General features: G+C 56.1%; 15 protein-coding genes. 5 read left to right on the top strand and 10 right to left on the bottom strand.

Translation table 11 applies throughout. The features are described from left to right. Nucleotides 1-14: 14 nt before the first annotated feature. The 4 genes from ACR0KL_RS04460 to ACR0KL_RS04445 form a co-directional block, all read right to left on the bottom strand. Nucleotides 15-428, bottom strand: coding sequence for a secondary thiamine-phosphate synthase enzyme YjbQ (locus ACR0KL_RS04460; RefSeq protein WP_170677516.1), 414 nt, complete (start codon nt 426-428; stop codon nt 15-17). Between the two features lie 25 nt (nt 429-453). Further along, nucleotides 454-852 carry a hypothetical protein gene (locus tag ACR0KL_RS04455; RefSeq protein ID WP_170677514.1) on the bottom strand — a complete coding sequence of 133 codons (399 nt, stop codon included), beginning with the start codon at nt 850-852 and terminating at the stop codon, nt 454-456. Nucleotides 853-928: 76 nt separating this feature from the next. Beyond that, nucleotides 929-1,474, bottom strand: a complete 546-nt coding sequence (locus ACR0KL_RS04450; protein WP_170677512.1) for a DUF4166 domain-containing protein — start codon at nt 1,472-1,474, stop codon at nt 929-931. Further along, on the bottom strand, nt 1,471-1,914 hold the full coding sequence (locus ACR0KL_RS04445; protein WP_170677510.1) for a DCC1-like thiol-disulfide oxidoreductase family protein: 444 nt from the start codon (nt 1,912-1,914) through the stop codon (nt 1,471-1,473). The genes ACR0KL_RS04450 and ACR0KL_RS04445 overlap by 4 nt, the downstream gene beginning before the upstream one ends. Nucleotides 1,915-2,197: 283 nt before the next feature. Here ACR0KL_RS04445 and ACR0KL_RS04440 point away from each other — a divergent pair, with 283 nt between their 5' ends. Further along, a complete protein-coding gene (locus ACR0KL_RS04440; RefSeq protein ID WP_170677508.1) occupies nt 2,198-3,235 on the top strand; it encodes an AraC family transcriptional regulator in 1,038 nt (345 codons plus the stop codon). A gap of 153 nt (nt 3,236-3,388) precedes the next feature. Here the strand turns inward: ACR0KL_RS04440 and rpoD are convergent, their stop codons facing one another. From rpoD to ACR0KL_RS04420, 4 genes are all read right to left on the bottom strand, one after another. Next, nucleotides 3,389-5,377: an RNA polymerase sigma factor RpoD gene (gene rpoD / locus ACR0KL_RS04435; RefSeq protein ID WP_170470263.1), complete on the bottom strand. Its 1,989-nt coding sequence runs from the start codon at nt 5,375-5,377 to the stop codon at nt 3,389-3,391. 114 nt (nt 5,378-5,491) lie between these two features. Continuing rightward, entirely contained in the window at nt 5,492-7,441 is a 1,950-nt protein-coding gene (dnaG, locus tag ACR0KL_RS04430) for a DNA primase (RefSeq protein WP_170677506.1), read from the bottom strand. A gap of 80 nt (nt 7,442-7,521) precedes the next feature. After that, entirely contained in the window at nt 7,522-7,818 is a 297-nt protein-coding gene (locus tag ACR0KL_RS04425) for a hypothetical protein (RefSeq protein WP_170470269.1), read from the bottom strand. A 117-nt stretch (nt 7,819-7,935) separates the two neighbouring features. Continuing rightward, on the bottom strand, nt 7,936-9,366 hold the full coding sequence (locus ACR0KL_RS04420; protein ID WP_170639016.1) for a Glu/Leu/Phe/Val family dehydrogenase: 1,431 nt from the start codon (nt 9,364-9,366) through the stop codon (nt 7,936-7,938). 425 nt (nt 9,367-9,791) lie between these two features. On the opposite strand from ACR0KL_RS04420, the gene ACR0KL_RS04415 reads away from it, so the two are divergent. The 3 genes from ACR0KL_RS04415 (at nt 9,792) to ACR0KL_RS04405 (ending at nt 12,728) form a co-directional block, all read left to right on the top strand. Beyond that, the gene (locus tag ACR0KL_RS04415; protein ID WP_170551700.1) at nt 9,792-11,480 is read left to right on the top strand and encodes a VWA domain-containing protein; all 1,689 of its coding nucleotides are present in this window, start codon (nt 9,792-9,794) and stop codon (nt 11,478-11,480) included. After that, nucleotides 11,477-12,046 (top strand): TadE/TadG family type IV pilus assembly protein, encoded by a 570-nt coding sequence (locus ACR0KL_RS04410; protein ID WP_170470275.1) that lies wholly within the window; start codon nt 11,477-11,479, stop codon nt 12,044-12,046. The genes ACR0KL_RS04415 and ACR0KL_RS04410 overlap by 4 nt, the downstream gene beginning before the upstream one ends. A gap of 82 nt (nt 12,047-12,128) precedes the next feature. Further along, nucleotides 12,129-12,728 carry a hypothetical protein gene (locus ACR0KL_RS04405; protein ID WP_170551703.1) on the top strand — a complete coding sequence of 200 codons (600 nt, stop codon included), beginning with the start codon at nt 12,129-12,131 and terminating at the stop codon, nt 12,726-12,728. Here ACR0KL_RS04405 and ACR0KL_RS04400 read toward each other — a convergent pair. Beyond that, a complete protein-coding gene (locus tag ACR0KL_RS04400; protein WP_170677504.1) occupies nt 12,717-13,184 on the bottom strand; it encodes a hypothetical protein in 468 nt (155 codons plus the stop codon). The two genes, ACR0KL_RS04405 and ACR0KL_RS04400, sit on opposite strands and share 12 nt — an antisense overlap. 158 nt (nt 13,185-13,342) lie before the next feature. Between ACR0KL_RS04400 and ACR0KL_RS04395 the strand changes: the two genes are divergently transcribed. Beyond that, complete coding sequence (locus ACR0KL_RS04395; RefSeq protein WP_480776671.1) at nt 13,343-14,254, top strand: pirin family protein; 912 nt, start codon at nt 13,343-13,345, stop codon at nt 14,252-14,254. 24 nt (nt 14,255-14,278) lie between these two features. Here ACR0KL_RS04395 and ACR0KL_RS04390 read toward each other — a convergent pair whose 3' ends face one another. Beyond that, nucleotides 14,279-14,866: a TetR/AcrR family transcriptional regulator gene (locus ACR0KL_RS04390; protein WP_170677500.1), complete on the bottom strand. Its 588-nt coding sequence runs from the start codon at nt 14,864-14,866 to the stop codon at nt 14,279-14,281. Nucleotides 14,867-14,918 lie beyond the last annotated feature (52 nt).

Below are 14,918 nucleotides of genomic sequence, written 5' to 3'. Positions count from 1 at the left end.
CCCAAAATAAAGGGTCACGACAGATGTGCCACGACCAGCCGACGATGCGGGACGCGGCGGTGTTCAAACAGGTAAATCCCCTGCCAAGTTCCCAAAACCATCTGACCCTGACGGACAGGAATGGACAGGGAAACCGGCATCATCGCCGCCTTGATATGGGCAGGCATGTCATCCGGCCCTTCATAGGTATGGCGCAGGTAAGACATCGAGGGATGATCAGACGGAGGCACAAGACGCTCAAAAAACGCATGCAAATCCGTCTGCACCTCGGGGTCTGCGTTCTCTTGCACCAGTAAAGAACAGGAGGTGTGCCTGACGAACAACGTCAGGACACCATCCCGTTCAAGGGAACTAAGCCATTCTGCAATCTGGGACGTGAATTCGTACAAGCCGGGTCCAATGGTCTGGAGCGCGAATTCCGTCTGCATTGCGTTTTGGCCTTTGCTTTAGTTGTTAGAAAATCTGCCGGCGACCACACCGCGCATTTGCGCCCTGCACGGATATGCTGGAGCCGACAACGAAGGGGCCCTGTACGCCACCGGTTTGTGCCGGAGCATCAGCCGGAGGCGGTTTCAGCGAAAACTGAACCGCTGTTACACGCCCAGTTGTTACACTAGGTCCATAGCCGCGCAACACATAGATGGGGTCCTGCCAACCTGCCCCGAGACTGCGGCGCGCGAAATCTGCCGCCTCGCACCAATACCCGTCTGTGTCATCCCTTGTGCGGGGAATGACTTCGAAGTCAGTGCTATTGATTGCATTGGCTTGAAAACCCAAACGCGCCGCTTCCGCCGTTACCGGAACACTCAGGGCAAACACCGCTAAAGCGGCGCAATGTTGTAACTGTTTCATAATACTCTTTCCTCACTTGCTGCTCCCCTTAGTTTAGAGGTCATCGCGCCCGCGGAAAGCAGGTCTCACAATCATTTCAACCAACTTGCGCCTTAACGTGAAGCGGCGTGAGCCAGCCGTGGTAGCGGATCAGCAGGCCCAATCCCGGCATCGAAGCCGCTACGTCAAATCGAAAGCGCCCCAAATCATCCTGCCATTCACTCGTTGACGATTGCGGCAGCAAAAACTGAGGGAGCGGCACGCCGAAAACCGTCAGGCGATGGATATGAACCACCAGCCCTCGTTTCGACGCAACCGGCCTTAGCCAGACCGAAAGAGGCCCGAAACGCTCAAGAACATCGCCCGTATTTGCGTCAAACCTCAGCTCTGACGTCGTTTTGTGCCCCCCAAAGTCTCGCAGCCAATTGTGGTCTTCATCCTTTTTTTGGGTCACCAGCCGAACGGGCACATGTCGGCCCGCAGGTGGAAACCGCCCCAATTTAAGCGCGAGTTGAACGAGAATGCCCCGACCACGTTCGATATCGCATTCGCCGACATATTCACCCGGGCTGTGATGCAGGTCTCGCACGGATTGGGGCAGAACACTTGGGTCCGCCAAAGCCTGAAGAAACGGATCCGTCACGCGTCAAACCCTTGCTCGGCAAAACGCTCAAGGAGAGCAGCATCCGGCATCATACAGGTATCGTACCGACCGAACAGAGCATACCGATTTCGAGCGATCGAGAAATACAGCAGGTCTTTCACACCGCTCGGCAGAAACCGCACCAGCGATAGAAAAGGCCACACTCCCGGCAGCGCGCGAACAGCCGCCGCAAAGGCATCAAGCCTTTGAAAAACCTTACCATCTACGATCACGAGGTTGGTTTCAAAATCCGTAACGGGCAGACTCAGCGCCTTGTACATCCTTTGACCGAGCGGAGACTGCGCTGTTGCAAATTCAAAGCGGCGGGTTTTGTCGCGCTTCAGCATGAACCGGAAAAAGCCTGAGCACAGAACGCATTCTCCGTCAAAGACGATCAGGTTGAGTCCGTCGAAAAGATCGGTTGTGTCAGTCTCTGCCATGGCGCTGATACCTACCCAAGCTTGCACAAACAGCGTGGCATAGGGCCACCAGGTGGACAATGCGACAAGAAGGAGAAGTGTGCCGGGGAACCCGGTGACCGGTTGGTAGGACCGGCGGTGGCTCTGACCTCATCCCCAACAAGGTACTGACCCGGCAACGAAAAGGATATAGGCAGGAAAGATTGACCAGGCTTGTGGCCAGCTGCCAAATCCATTCGAATTTCTGACAGAAAAGCAGTATGCTGGAACGGCCCCGGTCCGGAGAAAGGAAGGCTTCGCTGCGATGAATGTGGATATTGACCGCCTTCACTTTCTGCGCGAGGCGCTCGACGCGCGATTGGAAAAACGGAACACCTTGGAGGTGCTGGATCGTAGCGGACTTGGCCCGCGGGATCTGCCGGAGGATGCGACCTCTTTTTGCGCTCACAAAGAAGCGCTGTTTGTCCGCTATGCCTGCGATGCTCTGAACGATATCACTTTTGCGGCAAGTGTCGGGCTTGGCGTCACGTCCTCATCGACCTTGACGGCCTACATCAGCAAATACTCACGAGACCTGGAGCAGGTGATTGAAAACACGTCTCATTTTCACGACATGATCGACCCTGCTATCGCCTTCAGCCTGCGGGTTTCGGGGAATTTCGCCGCGTTAGAGGCCCGTTGGAAAGACGCCAGCTTTGCTCGCTATCACCGCCGAACTGAGTTCTTGATGTTTGCCGCCGTCGCCCGAATGCGCAACCTGACACAAACCGATTTCCACCCTATTGAAATCCGTTTTCAGCATGAGGTTGGGGATCATACCCATGCCTTCCAGCAACTGGCGGGTTTTCCGGTTGTCTTCGGGTCTGAAAGCCTTGAGATCGTCCTGTCCCCGTCCTCGCTGAACCTGCCCGTCCCGACCTACGACCCCAGCCTGCGCGCCCATCTACTAGAATACGGGGAACGCGTTCTGGCCGAGCGTCGCGTGCCGAAGCAATTGACCCGCGCCAAGGTCGAAGGGTTGATCACCCGCTCACTGCCTGGGAGAATCCTAGGCGCGGATGAAGTCGCAGCAAAACTCGGCATGAGCGCCCGTACCTTTGCCCGCCGGTTGCAAAGCGAAGGCACCAGCTACCGCGACATCACCGAGGATTTGCGCTGCGATCTGGCCCAGACCTTCATCACAAATGGAATGAACTTGTCCGAGATCGCTTATTCTCTGGGATACGCCGATCAATCCGCGTTTTCCACAGCGTTCAAGCGTTGGACAGGTCAACCGCCGAGCGCCTTCAAAACGCGGGTCAAACATCCACTGACGCTTGGAAGCCGGGGGTCATCAGCTTAGCCGCCTCGCCCCGGCCCGCCCCATGAGTGGACCATACGGATATAGAAACGGACACGCCACAACACATGTGAAGTCGCGCCAATGTGTTTGACAAATCTGCCAATGTGAACGGTGAAACGAAAAAAGGCGCCTCTGTTCGGGGCGCCTTTGATCTTACTGATCCAGGAAGGACCGCAGTTTCCGCGATCTGCTTGGATGCTTCAGCTTCCGCAGGGCTTTCGCCTCGATCTGACGGATACGTTCGCGGGTCACGCTGAACTGCTGACCAACCTCTTCCAGAGTGTGGTCGGTGTTCATGCCGATGCCGAAACGCATCCGCAGAACCCGCTCCTCACGCGGGGTAAGAGAGGCCAGAACCCGGGTCGTAGTTTCCTTGAGGTTTTCCTGAATGGCGCTGTCCAGCGGCAGCACTGCATTCTTGTCCTCAATGAAATCACCCAGCTGGCTGTCTTCCTCGTCGCCGATTGGCGTCTCAAGGCTGATCGGCTCCTTGGCGATCTTCATCACCTTGCGCACTTTCTCAAGCGGCATCTGCAGTTTTTCGGCCAGTTCTTCCGGCGTCGGTTCACGACCGATTTCGTGCAGCATCTGACGACCGGTCCGGACAAGCTTGTTGATCGTTTCGATCATGTGGACCGGAATACGGATCGTCCGCGCCTGATCCGCGATCGAGCGTGTGATCGCCTGACGGATCCACCATGTCGCATAGGTCGAGAACTTATAGCCGCGGCGGTATTCGAACTTGTCCACCGCCTTCATCAGACCGATGTTTCCTTCTTGAATAAGATCAAGGAATTGAAGGCCACGGTTCGTGTACTTTTTGGCGATCGAGATTACCAGACGCAAGTTGGCTTCGACCATTTCCTTTTTGGCCTGACGGGCTTCTTTCTCGCCCTTCTGAACCTGTTGCACGATGCGACGGAATTCGCTGATATCCAGACCGACATATTGACCGACCTGAGCCATATCACTGCGCAGTTCCTCAACCTTGTCGGTCGAGCGTTCAATGAACATCTGCCAGCCCCGGCCTGGCTTTTCAGCCATATCGGTCAGCCAGTTCGGGTCCAGTTCACGCCCGCGATAGGCGTCAATGAACTCCCGACGGTTGATCCGGGCTTGGTCGGCCAGTTTCACCATCGAGCTGTCCAGAGACATGACGCGGCGGTTGATGCCATAGAGCTGGTCGATCAGCGCCTCAATCCGGTTGTTGTGCAGGTGAAGACCGTTCACCAGTTCAACAATCTCAGCGCGCAGCTTCTGATAGGTCTCTTCGTCTTTTTCACTGAACGAGCCATCTTCGTTCAAAGTGGCCGAAATCCGGCTGTCCTGCATCTCGGACAGCATCGAGAAATCGGTCGAGATCCGTTCAAGCGTGGTTAGAACCTGATCCTTGAGGGCGGCTTCCATCGCGGCCAGCGACATGTTGGCCTGATCGTCCTCGTCATCATCATCGTCATTGCTCAGCGGGTTGCCATCGGCATCCAACTCGGGGCCGGTGTCTTTGGCGGGTTTGGCCGATTGCACGGCCGAGGTATCGACGACCGGCTCTTGCACGTCACCATCTTCGTCCATCTGGTTGCCAAAGGTGGTTTCCAGATCAATGACGTCGCGCAGAAGAATGTCTTCAGACAGAAGTTCGTCATGCCAGATGGTGATCGCCTGGAAGGTCAGAGGGCTTTCGCACAGACCCGCAATCATAGTGTTCCGGCCCGCTTCGATCCGCTTGGCGATGGCGATCTCGCCCTCGCGGCTCAGCAGTTCGACCGAACCCATCTCACGCAGATACATGCGTACGGGGTCGTCGGTACGGTCCAGCTTTTCGGTTGCGGCACCGGCCAGAGCCACCTCACGGTTGTTGTCCGTGGTGGTCAGTTCGGTGGAGCCTTTGTTTTCTTCTTCCTCGGCCTCTTCATCTTCGATGATGTTGATGCCCATTTCGGACAGCATCGACATAACGTCTTCGATCTGTTCCGAGCTGACCTGATCAGGCGGCAGAACCTGATTGAGCTGGTCGTAAGTGATGTAACCTTTCTCGCGGGCCTCGGCGATCATCTTCTTGACCTGGGCCTGGCTCATGTCCAGCGAGATTTCCTGTTCCTGCTCGTCTGACTTGCGATCTTCTGACGTGTCTTTGGCGGCCATTCAATGCTCCTGCAGGGATGGGTGATTCGTTTGATCCGAATCATTAGCGCGTGAAACTGATTCGGCCACCCGTTTACCTGTTTTTCTTTTCCAGTGCTTTACGAAAACATCACTTCAGCGACGTTTCCGTTCGAAATTGATCCCGGACATGATTGCCTTGAACGCATCCTTTTCGTCGCGATTGATTCGCGCGCCATTGTCGGCAATGTCGAAAACGGCCCTGTCCTCATTCTGACTGCGGCTTGTGCGGTTACGCTCTTCGGCGGCTTGCGCCAGCCGATATGTCAACGCCTCATCGGCCAGATCAGACAGTTCCTCTGCGGCTTCGGCAATCTCAGCATCCAAACCCCGGAGCGCTTTGATTTTCGCGAGTTCCTCGGCCAGTGTCATCTCGGCCTTTTCAACGTCGCCTGGTTTGAACACACAGGGGATGACTGCGACATGGCGAAGGCTCAGCAGGTTTTCAAGGGGTTCGGCCCCCAAAGTTTCAACGATGTGGTCCCGAAGGTTTTCAGGATCATCAATCGCATGGCGCAGAATGGCATGACGCAAGGCCGCATGATCAGGGTCGTGACAATCCATCTCTTCCAGCTGCGCCTCAAATTGCACCACGACCTGAGGGTTCAGAATCGCAATGGCCAGAATCGCGGCTTCGCGCAGATGGATGTCCGCATTGTCCGAGGACGCCAGGAACGAGGCCCGCGCGCCCGCGGTCGCAGGCTGTTTCTGCGGCTGCCACTTCCCTTTTGGTTGCCACGCACGGTTTTGTGACTGTCTCTGCGGCCGAAACAATTGCCAGCGCAGATCTTTGATCTCTTGCCCGTAGTGGGACCGGATCGAGGGGTCACGGATCAGCTTGATCTTGTCCCGCAGAACCTTGTCGAGTGCGGCTTTGCGTTCGGGGCTGTCAAAGACCTTGCCCTCAGTCTCGCGCTGCCACAGCAGCTTCACCATCGGGATGGCCCCGTCCAGCACGGCCTGAACCGCCCCTGCACCGTCGGCCCGTAGCAGATCATCCGGGTCTTTTCCTTCGGGCATCAGCGCAAAGCGCAGGGACTTTCCGGCCTCAAGTAGCGGCAAGGCCAGATCAACGGCCCGCATCGCCGCGCGCAGGCCCGCGGTGTCGCCGTCCAGCGCGATGATCGGCTCGTTCGAAATCCGCCAGAGCAGCTGTAACTGATTTTCGGTTATCGCCGTGCCCAAAGGGGCGACCGACGCGCCGAACCCGGCCTCGGCCAGCGCGATGACGTCCATGTAACCCTCGGCCACGATCAGCGGCTGCCCCTTCCCGGTCGCCTGCCGCGCAGGCCCGTGGTTATAAAGGCTGCGGCCCTTGTCGAACAACTCGGTCTCGGGTGAGTTCAGATACTTGGCATTATCATTCGGGTCCATCGCCCGACCGCCGAATGCAATACACCGACCGCGCGGATCACGGATCGGGAACATGATCCGGTTGCGGAACGTGTCATATGGTTTCTTGCCCTTGTTCGACGGCTTAGCCAGACCCGCCCCGAGGATCAGATCTTCGGCTACGTTCTTGCCGGTCAGATGGTCCCACAGCGCCTGCCAGCCGTCCGGGGCAAAACCGATCTCCCATCGCTCCAACGCCTTGGCGTCCAAACCCCGACGGGCAAGATAGTCACGCGCCGCACTGCCCGCCCCGGTCTTGAGTTGCAGGCGAAAGAACTGAACCGCCTGCTCCATAACCTCGGCCAGTTGCGATCGACGGTCCTGTTTTTCCTGTGCTTTCGGGTCGCGCGCAGGCATCGGCATGCCAGCTTCGCGCGCCAGAATTTCAACGGCTTCAATGAACGAGACGTTCTCGGTCTCTTTCACGAAGGTGATCGCGTCACCTTTGGCGTGACAGCCAAAGCAGTAGTAGAATCCCTTTTGGTCATCTACATGAAAAGAAGCCGTTTTTTCATGGTGAAACGGGCACGGCGCCCACATGTCCCCCTTGCCCTGATTGGATTTTCGCTGATCCCACATGACTTTACGCCCAACAACCTGAGACAGGCTCAGCCGGGTGCGCAGCTCATCGAGAAATCCGGGGGGCAATGACATGGCTCAAACCTGCCAGAAATGAAAACGCGCGCCAAGGGGATGACGCGCGGTTGTCCACAGGGAAATTGCTGAGTCGTGGATTATTGCTGCAAACATAGCTCGAGCCATGCCGCACCAAGATCCTTTTTGCGCACGTCGCGCATCTTTTGCTCATAGACCCAGGGCGTGATCAACGGGATCGCTGCGTTATAGTTCTCGGGCCATGTGGGGCTGGTTTCAGCCACCGCCTGCACAACATCGCGCTCTTTCACCTTGTCCAGACGCGCTTTCTGGATCGCGGCCACCACATCGGCCTGATACTGGCAGCTTTGTTCCTTGGTTTCGGCGGCGGCCAGAGGCGTTGCAAGCAAGGCTGCAGCGATGGCGATACGCAACATTGAGGTCTCCCGGATTCGTTTGTCTGGCCGCAGCTTACCTGCCAGCGCCGTTTTCGCAATCGACGAGCAGAATTCAGTTTGCGCACGGGGCAGAAAAGCCACCCCGCGCGCCGGATGTCAAAGGCCTTTGGCCCGGTAACTTTTAGCCACGCGATCGATCGCAACGATGTAGGCGGCTGTGCGCAGATCCTCGACATCGTCGCGGCTGTGCCAGACGTCTCGCATGGACTGGTAGGCAATCCGCATCGTGTCATCGAGGCCTGAGCGAACCAGCTCCAGCTCATCCGCACCCTTGAGGTATTTGGCCTTGAAGTCAGGCGACATTGACCAGGCATCGCCCAAATAGCGATCCAACCGTTCAAGCTCGCTGACGATCAGCTCATGCCGTGCCTCTTCTTGACGGCGCTGCATGCGACCAAATCGAATGTGGCTGAGGTTCTTCACCCATTCGAAATACGAGACCGTCACACCGCCCGCATTGGCATACATGTCAGGAATGATGACGGTGCCCTTCTTGCGCAGAATTTCATCTGCACCCGCGGTCACCGGACCATTCGCGGCCTCAATGATCAGCGGAGCCTTGATCCTGTCTGCATTGTCCAGATTGATGACGCCTTCCAGAGCCGCCGGGATCAGGATGTCGCAATCGGCCTCAAGCACCGAGGCACCATCGGTTGAATGAGTCGCATCCGGGAAATCCTTTACGCCACCATGTTTGACGATCCAGTTGCGCACCGCCTCAACGTCGATACCGTCCGGGTTATAAAGCGCACCGTCCCATTCGATGATCCCTATAATGCGCGATCCATCTTCCTCAGCAAGGAACTTGGCCGCGTGGTAGCCCACGTTACCCAATCCCTGCACAACGACTCGCTTGCCGTCCAACTTGCCGGACAAACCGGCCTTGGCGATGTCCTCAGGGTGACGGAAGAACTCGCGCAGCGCATATTGGATACCGCGCCCCGTTGCCTCGACCCGACCCGCGATGCCGCCTGCGTTCAACGGTTTGCCCGTCACACAAGCGCGTGCGTTGATGTCGGTGGTGTTCATCCGTGCGTATTGATCAGCCATCCAGGCCATCTCACGCTCACCCGTACCCATGTCAGGGGCCGGAACGTTTTGTGATGGGTTGATCAGATCGCGTTTGGCCAGCTCATAGGCGAAGCGCCGGGTGATCTGCTCCATCTCATGTTCTTCGTATTTGCGCGGATCAATACACAGCCCGCCTTTCGAGCCGCCAAACGGCGTCTCAACCAAGGCGCATTTGTAGGTCATCAGAGCCGCAAGCGCCTCAACCTCGTCCTGGTTCACTGCCAAGGCATAACGGATACCGCCCTTGACCGGTTCCATATGCTCGGAATGTACGGAACGGTAGCCGGTGAAGGTGTGAATCTCACCGCGCAGACGCACCCCGAAACGAACCGTGTAGGTGGCATTGCAGACCCGGATTTTCTGCTCAAGACCGGGCGGCAGATCCATCAGGGATGCCGCCCTGTTGAACATAAGATCCACACTTTCGCGAAAGCTCGGTTCCTTGGTGCTGGTCATTAATCCCTCCGTACCGGTGAATGACGAACGTTATGGCGTTTTGTCGCACCACTGGCGCAAAGCTGCAATCTTTTATGATGAAAAATTCATCACTTCATGAACGGGCGACAACAACCCCTTACTGAGTCGCCTCGGAAATTTTCGCGGCGCTAATTGTCAACACAACAGAAACAAAACCCTCACCACCCCGTTAAATGCGGCAGTTTGCCGTTCAATCCCAGCAGCATAGTGGCAAAGTCGCCCAAATCTCGCCACGTTCGCCGACTAAATTCTTAAAGTTGATATGACCCGCCTTCCGTGCGCCGGATTACCTGCAGGGACTAGATATGAAAAAAGTGTTTAGGAATTCTGAATCCAAACGAACTGAGCAATCCAGCTGCTCCGACAAGGGCGCTGCGCCGTTCTTGCGCTCGGAGCGCGGGACCATGACCATCCTGTCGCTGGGCCTAATCCTTGTCATCTTCACTGTGGGTGGATTTGCCGTCGACATGATGCGCTATGACCATGAAAGAGCGCGCCTTCAGTATTCGTTGGACCGCGCCGTTTTGGCCGCTGCAGACCTCCAACAGAACCTTTGCCCAAAAGACGTTGTACAGGACTACTTGGTCAAAGAAAATTTGGACCAGTTTCTGGATGGCGAAGTCATAGTCACCCCGAGGTCTTGCGATGATGACGGCAACAAGTTGATCGTCGGACAGCGCCGCGTCGAAGCGAGAGCAACGATGCCGGTCGGTATGCATTTCATGCAATGGTGGGACGTCGACTCGATTGACGTGAACGTCGTCAGCGTCGCAGAAGAGTCCATCGGCAACGTCGAAATCGCTATGGTTCTGGATGTTTCAGGCTCCATGAGAGGGTCGCGCCTGACCAACCTGAAAGGTGCGGCCAAGAGCTTTGTCACCAAAATGTATGAGAACACGAGTTCTGACAAACTCTCGATCTCGATCATTCCTTACGCAACGCAGGTGGGTGTCCCTTCTGCCGTCATGAACCAGCTTACGACCGCTGGCTCCAACAGATTCGCCAACTGTATCGACTTTGAAACCTCAGATCTGGCAGCAGGGACATTCGATCTTTCAAAGACCTACAATCAATCGTTGTACTATTCTCGCTACGGCGGGGATCAGCGCCCGTCAGGTGGGTTCAGTTCACCGCGCATCGACGAACGGTGCCGTTCTGAGGCCAGCCGTCAGCTTGTTGTTCACCAGAACAACGAAACGAACCTGCACACTTACATTGACTCGTTTTATGCGCGCGACAACACGTCGATAAATGTCGGCATGAAATGGGCACTGACGCTGTTGGACGAAAACTTCCGCCCCGTTGTCACCAACATGATCGCAAACGGCCAGATACCGGCAGATTTTGCAGGTCGCCCCGCCGACAGCGTCGGTAGTGACACCATGAAAGTTATCGTTCTGATGACCGATGGCGAGAACACTTCTCGCACATGGGTGAAACCGCCATACAATGATGGTCAATCGGGTATTTGGTGGAATGGAGACGAAGAAGTCTATTCCGTCAATGTGAACCACTATGACGAAGACGACGATAGCTTCAGATATGCGTGGCTGGGTGTGGACAGGGCATACTGGGACAGCAGTCGCGGCAGATACTGGGTGCGCGACGAGTTTCAGGACCACGCGTACGGAAACGACACTTTCAATGTCTACCTTTGCAGAGGAAATTACTACAGCAGCGGCTATTGCGACAACCTTGACAGGGGCGAAGTTCGCCAGCTCGATGAAGATGGGAGCGCCCTGTCTCTGACATGGCCCGCCTTGTGGGAGCGTACCTCGCGGTACGAAATCTATCAGTTGCTATATGATTCCGTCGGTTCGAGCGATGCATACAACTGGTATTATGCGGCGACCGAGACAGAAAACCGTTCCAGAAAAGACGATCAGGTCGAAGCGATGTGCGATTATGCGAAATCCGGCGCAAGAAACATCCTGATCTTCTCGGTCGCCTACGAGGCCACCACCAATGGTCGAAACCTCCTGTGGTACTGCAAATCGGATGAAAACGCATATTTCGCACCAACAGGATCCGAGATTGGCGAAGTCTTCGACGATATCGCGGCGAGCATCCAGAATCTGAGGCTGACCCAATGATCCGACATCTGAAAAAAGTGCTGCGAAGGTTTCGCCGCGAAGAAAAGGGAATGGCCACAATCGAATTTGTGATGTGGTTTCCGATCTTCATGATAACCACCTATTCCGGTATCGAGATCGGGATTGTGGCGTGGAACCATGCCAACCTAGAGCGCGCCCTAGATGCGACGATCCAGGATGTCCGCATGAATCGAATTGATCTTTATGAAGGCGAAACAGCCTGGACGCACGACCTGTTAAAGCGGATCATCTGCGAAGAGGCCGGCGCCATTCCGGATTGTCAGCAAAATCTGGCTGTCGAGATGACAAGGGTCAATCATTTCGACAGCAGTGCAGTTCTTACTGGCAACTTTGATCGGCCATTTTGCGTTGATACGCCGGAAGAGATTCGAGGCAAAGACGATCAGATTTTTACACCCGGAACGGCCAACGAACTAATGATCATACGCGCGTGCGTAGAAATCACTCCTTTGTTCTTCGGTACAACGCTTGGTCGGCTTGCTCGGCAAGATCCCGACGGACAATACGAACTTCATGCAACGACGGTGTTTGTACATGAACCTTAAATCTTTCATTCAAAAACACTTGGCCGGTGTGACATCACGCTTTCTAAAGAGAGAAGATGGTGTCGTTAGCATCGAAGCCATTATGACGTTTCCCCTACTGTTCTGGTCGGTCTGGACGGCGTATACCTATTTCGACGGATACCGTCAGGGTGCTAGCAACCTGAAAGCGGCCTACGCTGTCGCTGATATTCTTTCCCGAGAGAAAGACACGGTAACGGACCAGTACATCACATCCATGTATGATCTACAAAGATACATGATCAGTGAAGGCAACGGATTGTCGTTGCGGATCTCTTTCGTACGATGGGACACTGGCGATGAAAGCACAGACACAGATGATCGTCACTTTGTCGAATGGTCCTGCACACGCGGTGAAGGGTTGACACGGTGGTCCAACGAAACAGTTGATCAAGTCTCGGATCGCATTCCAATAATGGCAGATAACGCCACGATGATCTTGGTCGAGACACGGCATCACTACGTGCGTCCGTTCAAAATCGGATTCGGTAGCAACGAGTTCTTCATCGACAAATTCATCTTCACGCAACCCCGCGGATACACCTTCATCCAAGGGCCAGACTCTTGCAAGGACGCCAACAACGTGGACGACGGCACTGTTGATAGCGGACATGACGACAGTACTCCGGAAGATAACACCACCGTGGAGCCGTCAACGCTGTAACACCATAGCCGAGAGTATCTCGGACATGAACTTGGCCTCGGCGGATGCTGTCATGCCGCCGACGCCAACCCGGCGGCCTAGCCGCCACCACAGGCCAGGCGCCCAGACGTTACCGGCCTTTTCGCGCGTTCGCACCAGAAAGCCATTGGATGGTTTGAACGCGAAAACACCTCGATCCACGGCTTCAATCTCATCTACCCGCGCAATCACCTGCCCCGATCCGGTGCGCAGCTCTGATGCAGTCAGCTCGATCCTGTCCTGAGTGGCAATCCAGACGCGATAGGCCAACCACAAGGACGACGCGCCAACCGCCAACAAAAACACCTGCCAGACGAGTTCGGGCGGAGAAGCCAGCGCCACGTAAATCACCAAAACACCTACGCTGCCCAGCATAGCAACACCGGCCACCCGTCTTGGGGATGATGCCTCGATCGTTGCTAGCACTTCGTCCTGCATGACTGCCTCCTGTCTGTCTGCTGTCTCGTGTATCCGCTTTGCGTAGAAATAAACAGGCCCTCCCCTGCCCTACATTTGCGCACATTCATGGTGCTCCTGCGCAAATTGACCAGTCCCCGGATGGGCATACATCCTGCGAACAAATGAAGGAGGTTGTCATGTCCCTCAGACCCACATTCGAAACACGCAAGGCCGTACCGACGATGGAAGGTGCGGGCGTCAAGCTGCATCGCGCCTTCGGGTTTGAGGACCCGTCCGAATTGGACCCGTTTCTGTTGTTCGACGACTTTCGCAATGAGCGCCCGCAGGACTATCAGGCCGGCTTTCCCTGGCATCCTCATCGCGGGATCGAGACGATCACCTATGTGCTGTCTGGCACAGTCGAGCATTCGGATTCGCTGGGCAACAGCGGGACGCTCGGCGCGGGTGATGTGCAATGGATGACGGCGGGGTCGGGCATATTGCATCAGGAAATGCCGCACGGCAATGCTTCGGGCCAGATGCACGGGTTTCAGCTCTGGGGCAACCTGCCCTCGGATCAGAAAATGACCGCTCCGCGCTATCAGGATGTTCAGGCCAAAGAGATCCCCGAGGTCGTCGACGATGACGGCACTACTGTACGTGTTATCGTGGGTGAGTTCTGGGGCAAAACCGGCCCAGTGGACGGTATTGCAGCAGATCCCCAGTATCTGGACGTGCAAATTCCGGCCGGTGTCAAAAAGACTTTCAAGATCGACACCTACCGCCGTGCCTTTGCCTATGTGTTCCAAGGTCAGGCGGCCTATGCCGATGCGTCCCAGCCGACCGGAGTTTTGCTGGAAAAGGAAGTCGCAGGGCAAGAGGTCAATATCCGCGACATGTCCGGAGACCGCACTCTGGTGCGGTTCGGCACCGGGGATGAGATCACTGTTCAGGCCGGGCCCGAAGGTGTTCGCTTTCTGCTGATCTCGGGCGCTCCGATTGATGAGCCTGTGGCGTGGCACGGCCCCATCGTCATGAACACGCGAGCCGAGTTGGAGCAAGCGTTTCGTGAGCTACGCAATGGAACCTTCATTCGCCCTGCCCACTAGAGCCAAGCCTGACCCACCTTCAGGTCAGGCCGTCACTGCGCGGCGAACCATGTCCCAATAGATCTGCTCGACCTCGTCCAACGACAATCGCCCACCCGAGCGATACCAGGTCATCACACCATTCAGCATCGCAATCACCGCCAGCGTGGCGATCTTGGTGTCCGAGATCGCGAAGTGACCTGCTTTCTGGCCCTCACTCAATATCCGCTCCAGAGAGTCCTCGTAAGCGCGGCGCAGATCCTCGATCTCTGCGAAGTTGTCCGGCGTCAGATTGCGCAACTCCATGTAGGCGATGAAAACCTCGTCGGGGCGTTCCAGATGAAACCGGATGTGGAACCCGACAAAGCGGCGCAAAGCCTCTTGCACGTCGCCGGTTTCACCAAGGGCATCATAGGCTTGCTGCAACTCCTGCATGTGGTCGCGCATCAGGCGAAACAACAAGCTTTGCTTGTCGGGCGTGTAGTTATACAGCGCCCCGGCCTGAACGCCGACCTCTTTGGCGATCTGGCGCATCGAAACGGCGGCATAGCCATGGCGCGCAAAAAGACCCAACGCTGCCTTGCGGATGCGCGGGCCGGTTATGTCCGAATGTGATCCCTGTGTACGAGCCATGGACCGACACTATCTGAACGTATGTTCAGATAGAACCCCGCTTGAACAGATC

It is taken from the genome of Ruegeria sp. C8 (assembly GCF_056537565.1).
The sequence above is the reverse complement of the archived record's forward strand: the minus strand, read 5'-3'. Positions and strand labels throughout refer to the sequence as shown.

What these genes read in the sequence shown, in the direction of transcription:
- ACR0KL_RS04440 (WP_170677508.1), top strand. Translation starts at nt 2,198, where the DNA reads ATGAATGTGGATATTGACCGCCTTCACTTTCTGCGCGAGGCGCTCGAC.
- ACR0KL_RS04390 (WP_170677500.1), bottom strand. Translation starts at nt 14,866, where the DNA reads ATGGCTCGTACACAGGGATCACATTCGGACATAACCGGCCCGCGCATC.
- ACR0KL_RS04395 (WP_480776671.1), top strand. Translation starts at nt 13,343, where the DNA reads ATGTCCCTCAGACCCACATTCGAAACACGCAAGGCCGTACCGACGATG.
- ACR0KL_RS04420 (WP_170639016.1), bottom strand. Translation starts at nt 9,366, where the DNA reads ATGACCAGCACCAAGGAACCGAGCTTTCGCGAAAGTGTGGATCTTATG.
- rpoD (WP_170470263.1), bottom strand. Translation starts at nt 5,377, where the DNA reads ATGGCCGCCAAAGACACGTCAGAAGATCGCAAGTCAGACGAGCAGGAA.
- ACR0KL_RS04460 (WP_170677516.1), bottom strand. Translation starts at nt 428, where the DNA reads ATGCAGACGGAATTCGCGCTCCAGACCATTGGACCCGGCTTGTACGAA.
- ACR0KL_RS04405 (WP_170551703.1), top strand. Translation starts at nt 12,129, where the DNA reads ATGACGTTTCCCCTACTGTTCTGGTCGGTCTGGACGGCGTATACCTAT.
- ACR0KL_RS04400 (WP_170677504.1), bottom strand. Translation starts at nt 13,184, where the DNA reads ATGCAGGACGAAGTGCTAGCAACGATCGAGGCATCATCCCCAAGACGG.
- ACR0KL_RS04425 (WP_170470269.1), bottom strand. Translation starts at nt 7,818, where the DNA reads ATGTTGCGTATCGCCATCGCTGCAGCCTTGCTTGCAACGCCTCTGGCC.
- ACR0KL_RS04415 (WP_170551700.1), top strand. Translation starts at nt 9,792, where the DNA reads ATGACCATCCTGTCGCTGGGCCTAATCCTTGTCATCTTCACTGTGGGT.
- ACR0KL_RS04455 (WP_170677514.1), bottom strand. Translation starts at nt 852, where the DNA reads ATGAAACAGTTACAACATTGCGCCGCTTTAGCGGTGTTTGCCCTGAGT.
- dnaG (WP_170677506.1), bottom strand. Translation starts at nt 7,441, where the DNA reads ATGTCATTGCCCCCCGGATTTCTCGATGAGCTGCGCACCCGGCTGAGC.
- ACR0KL_RS04445 (WP_170677510.1), bottom strand. Translation starts at nt 1,914, where the DNA reads ATGGCAGAGACTGACACAACCGATCTTTTCGACGGACTCAACCTGATC.
- ACR0KL_RS04410 (WP_170470275.1), top strand. Translation starts at nt 11,477, where the DNA reads ATGATCCGACATCTGAAAAAAGTGCTGCGAAGGTTTCGCCGCGAAGAA.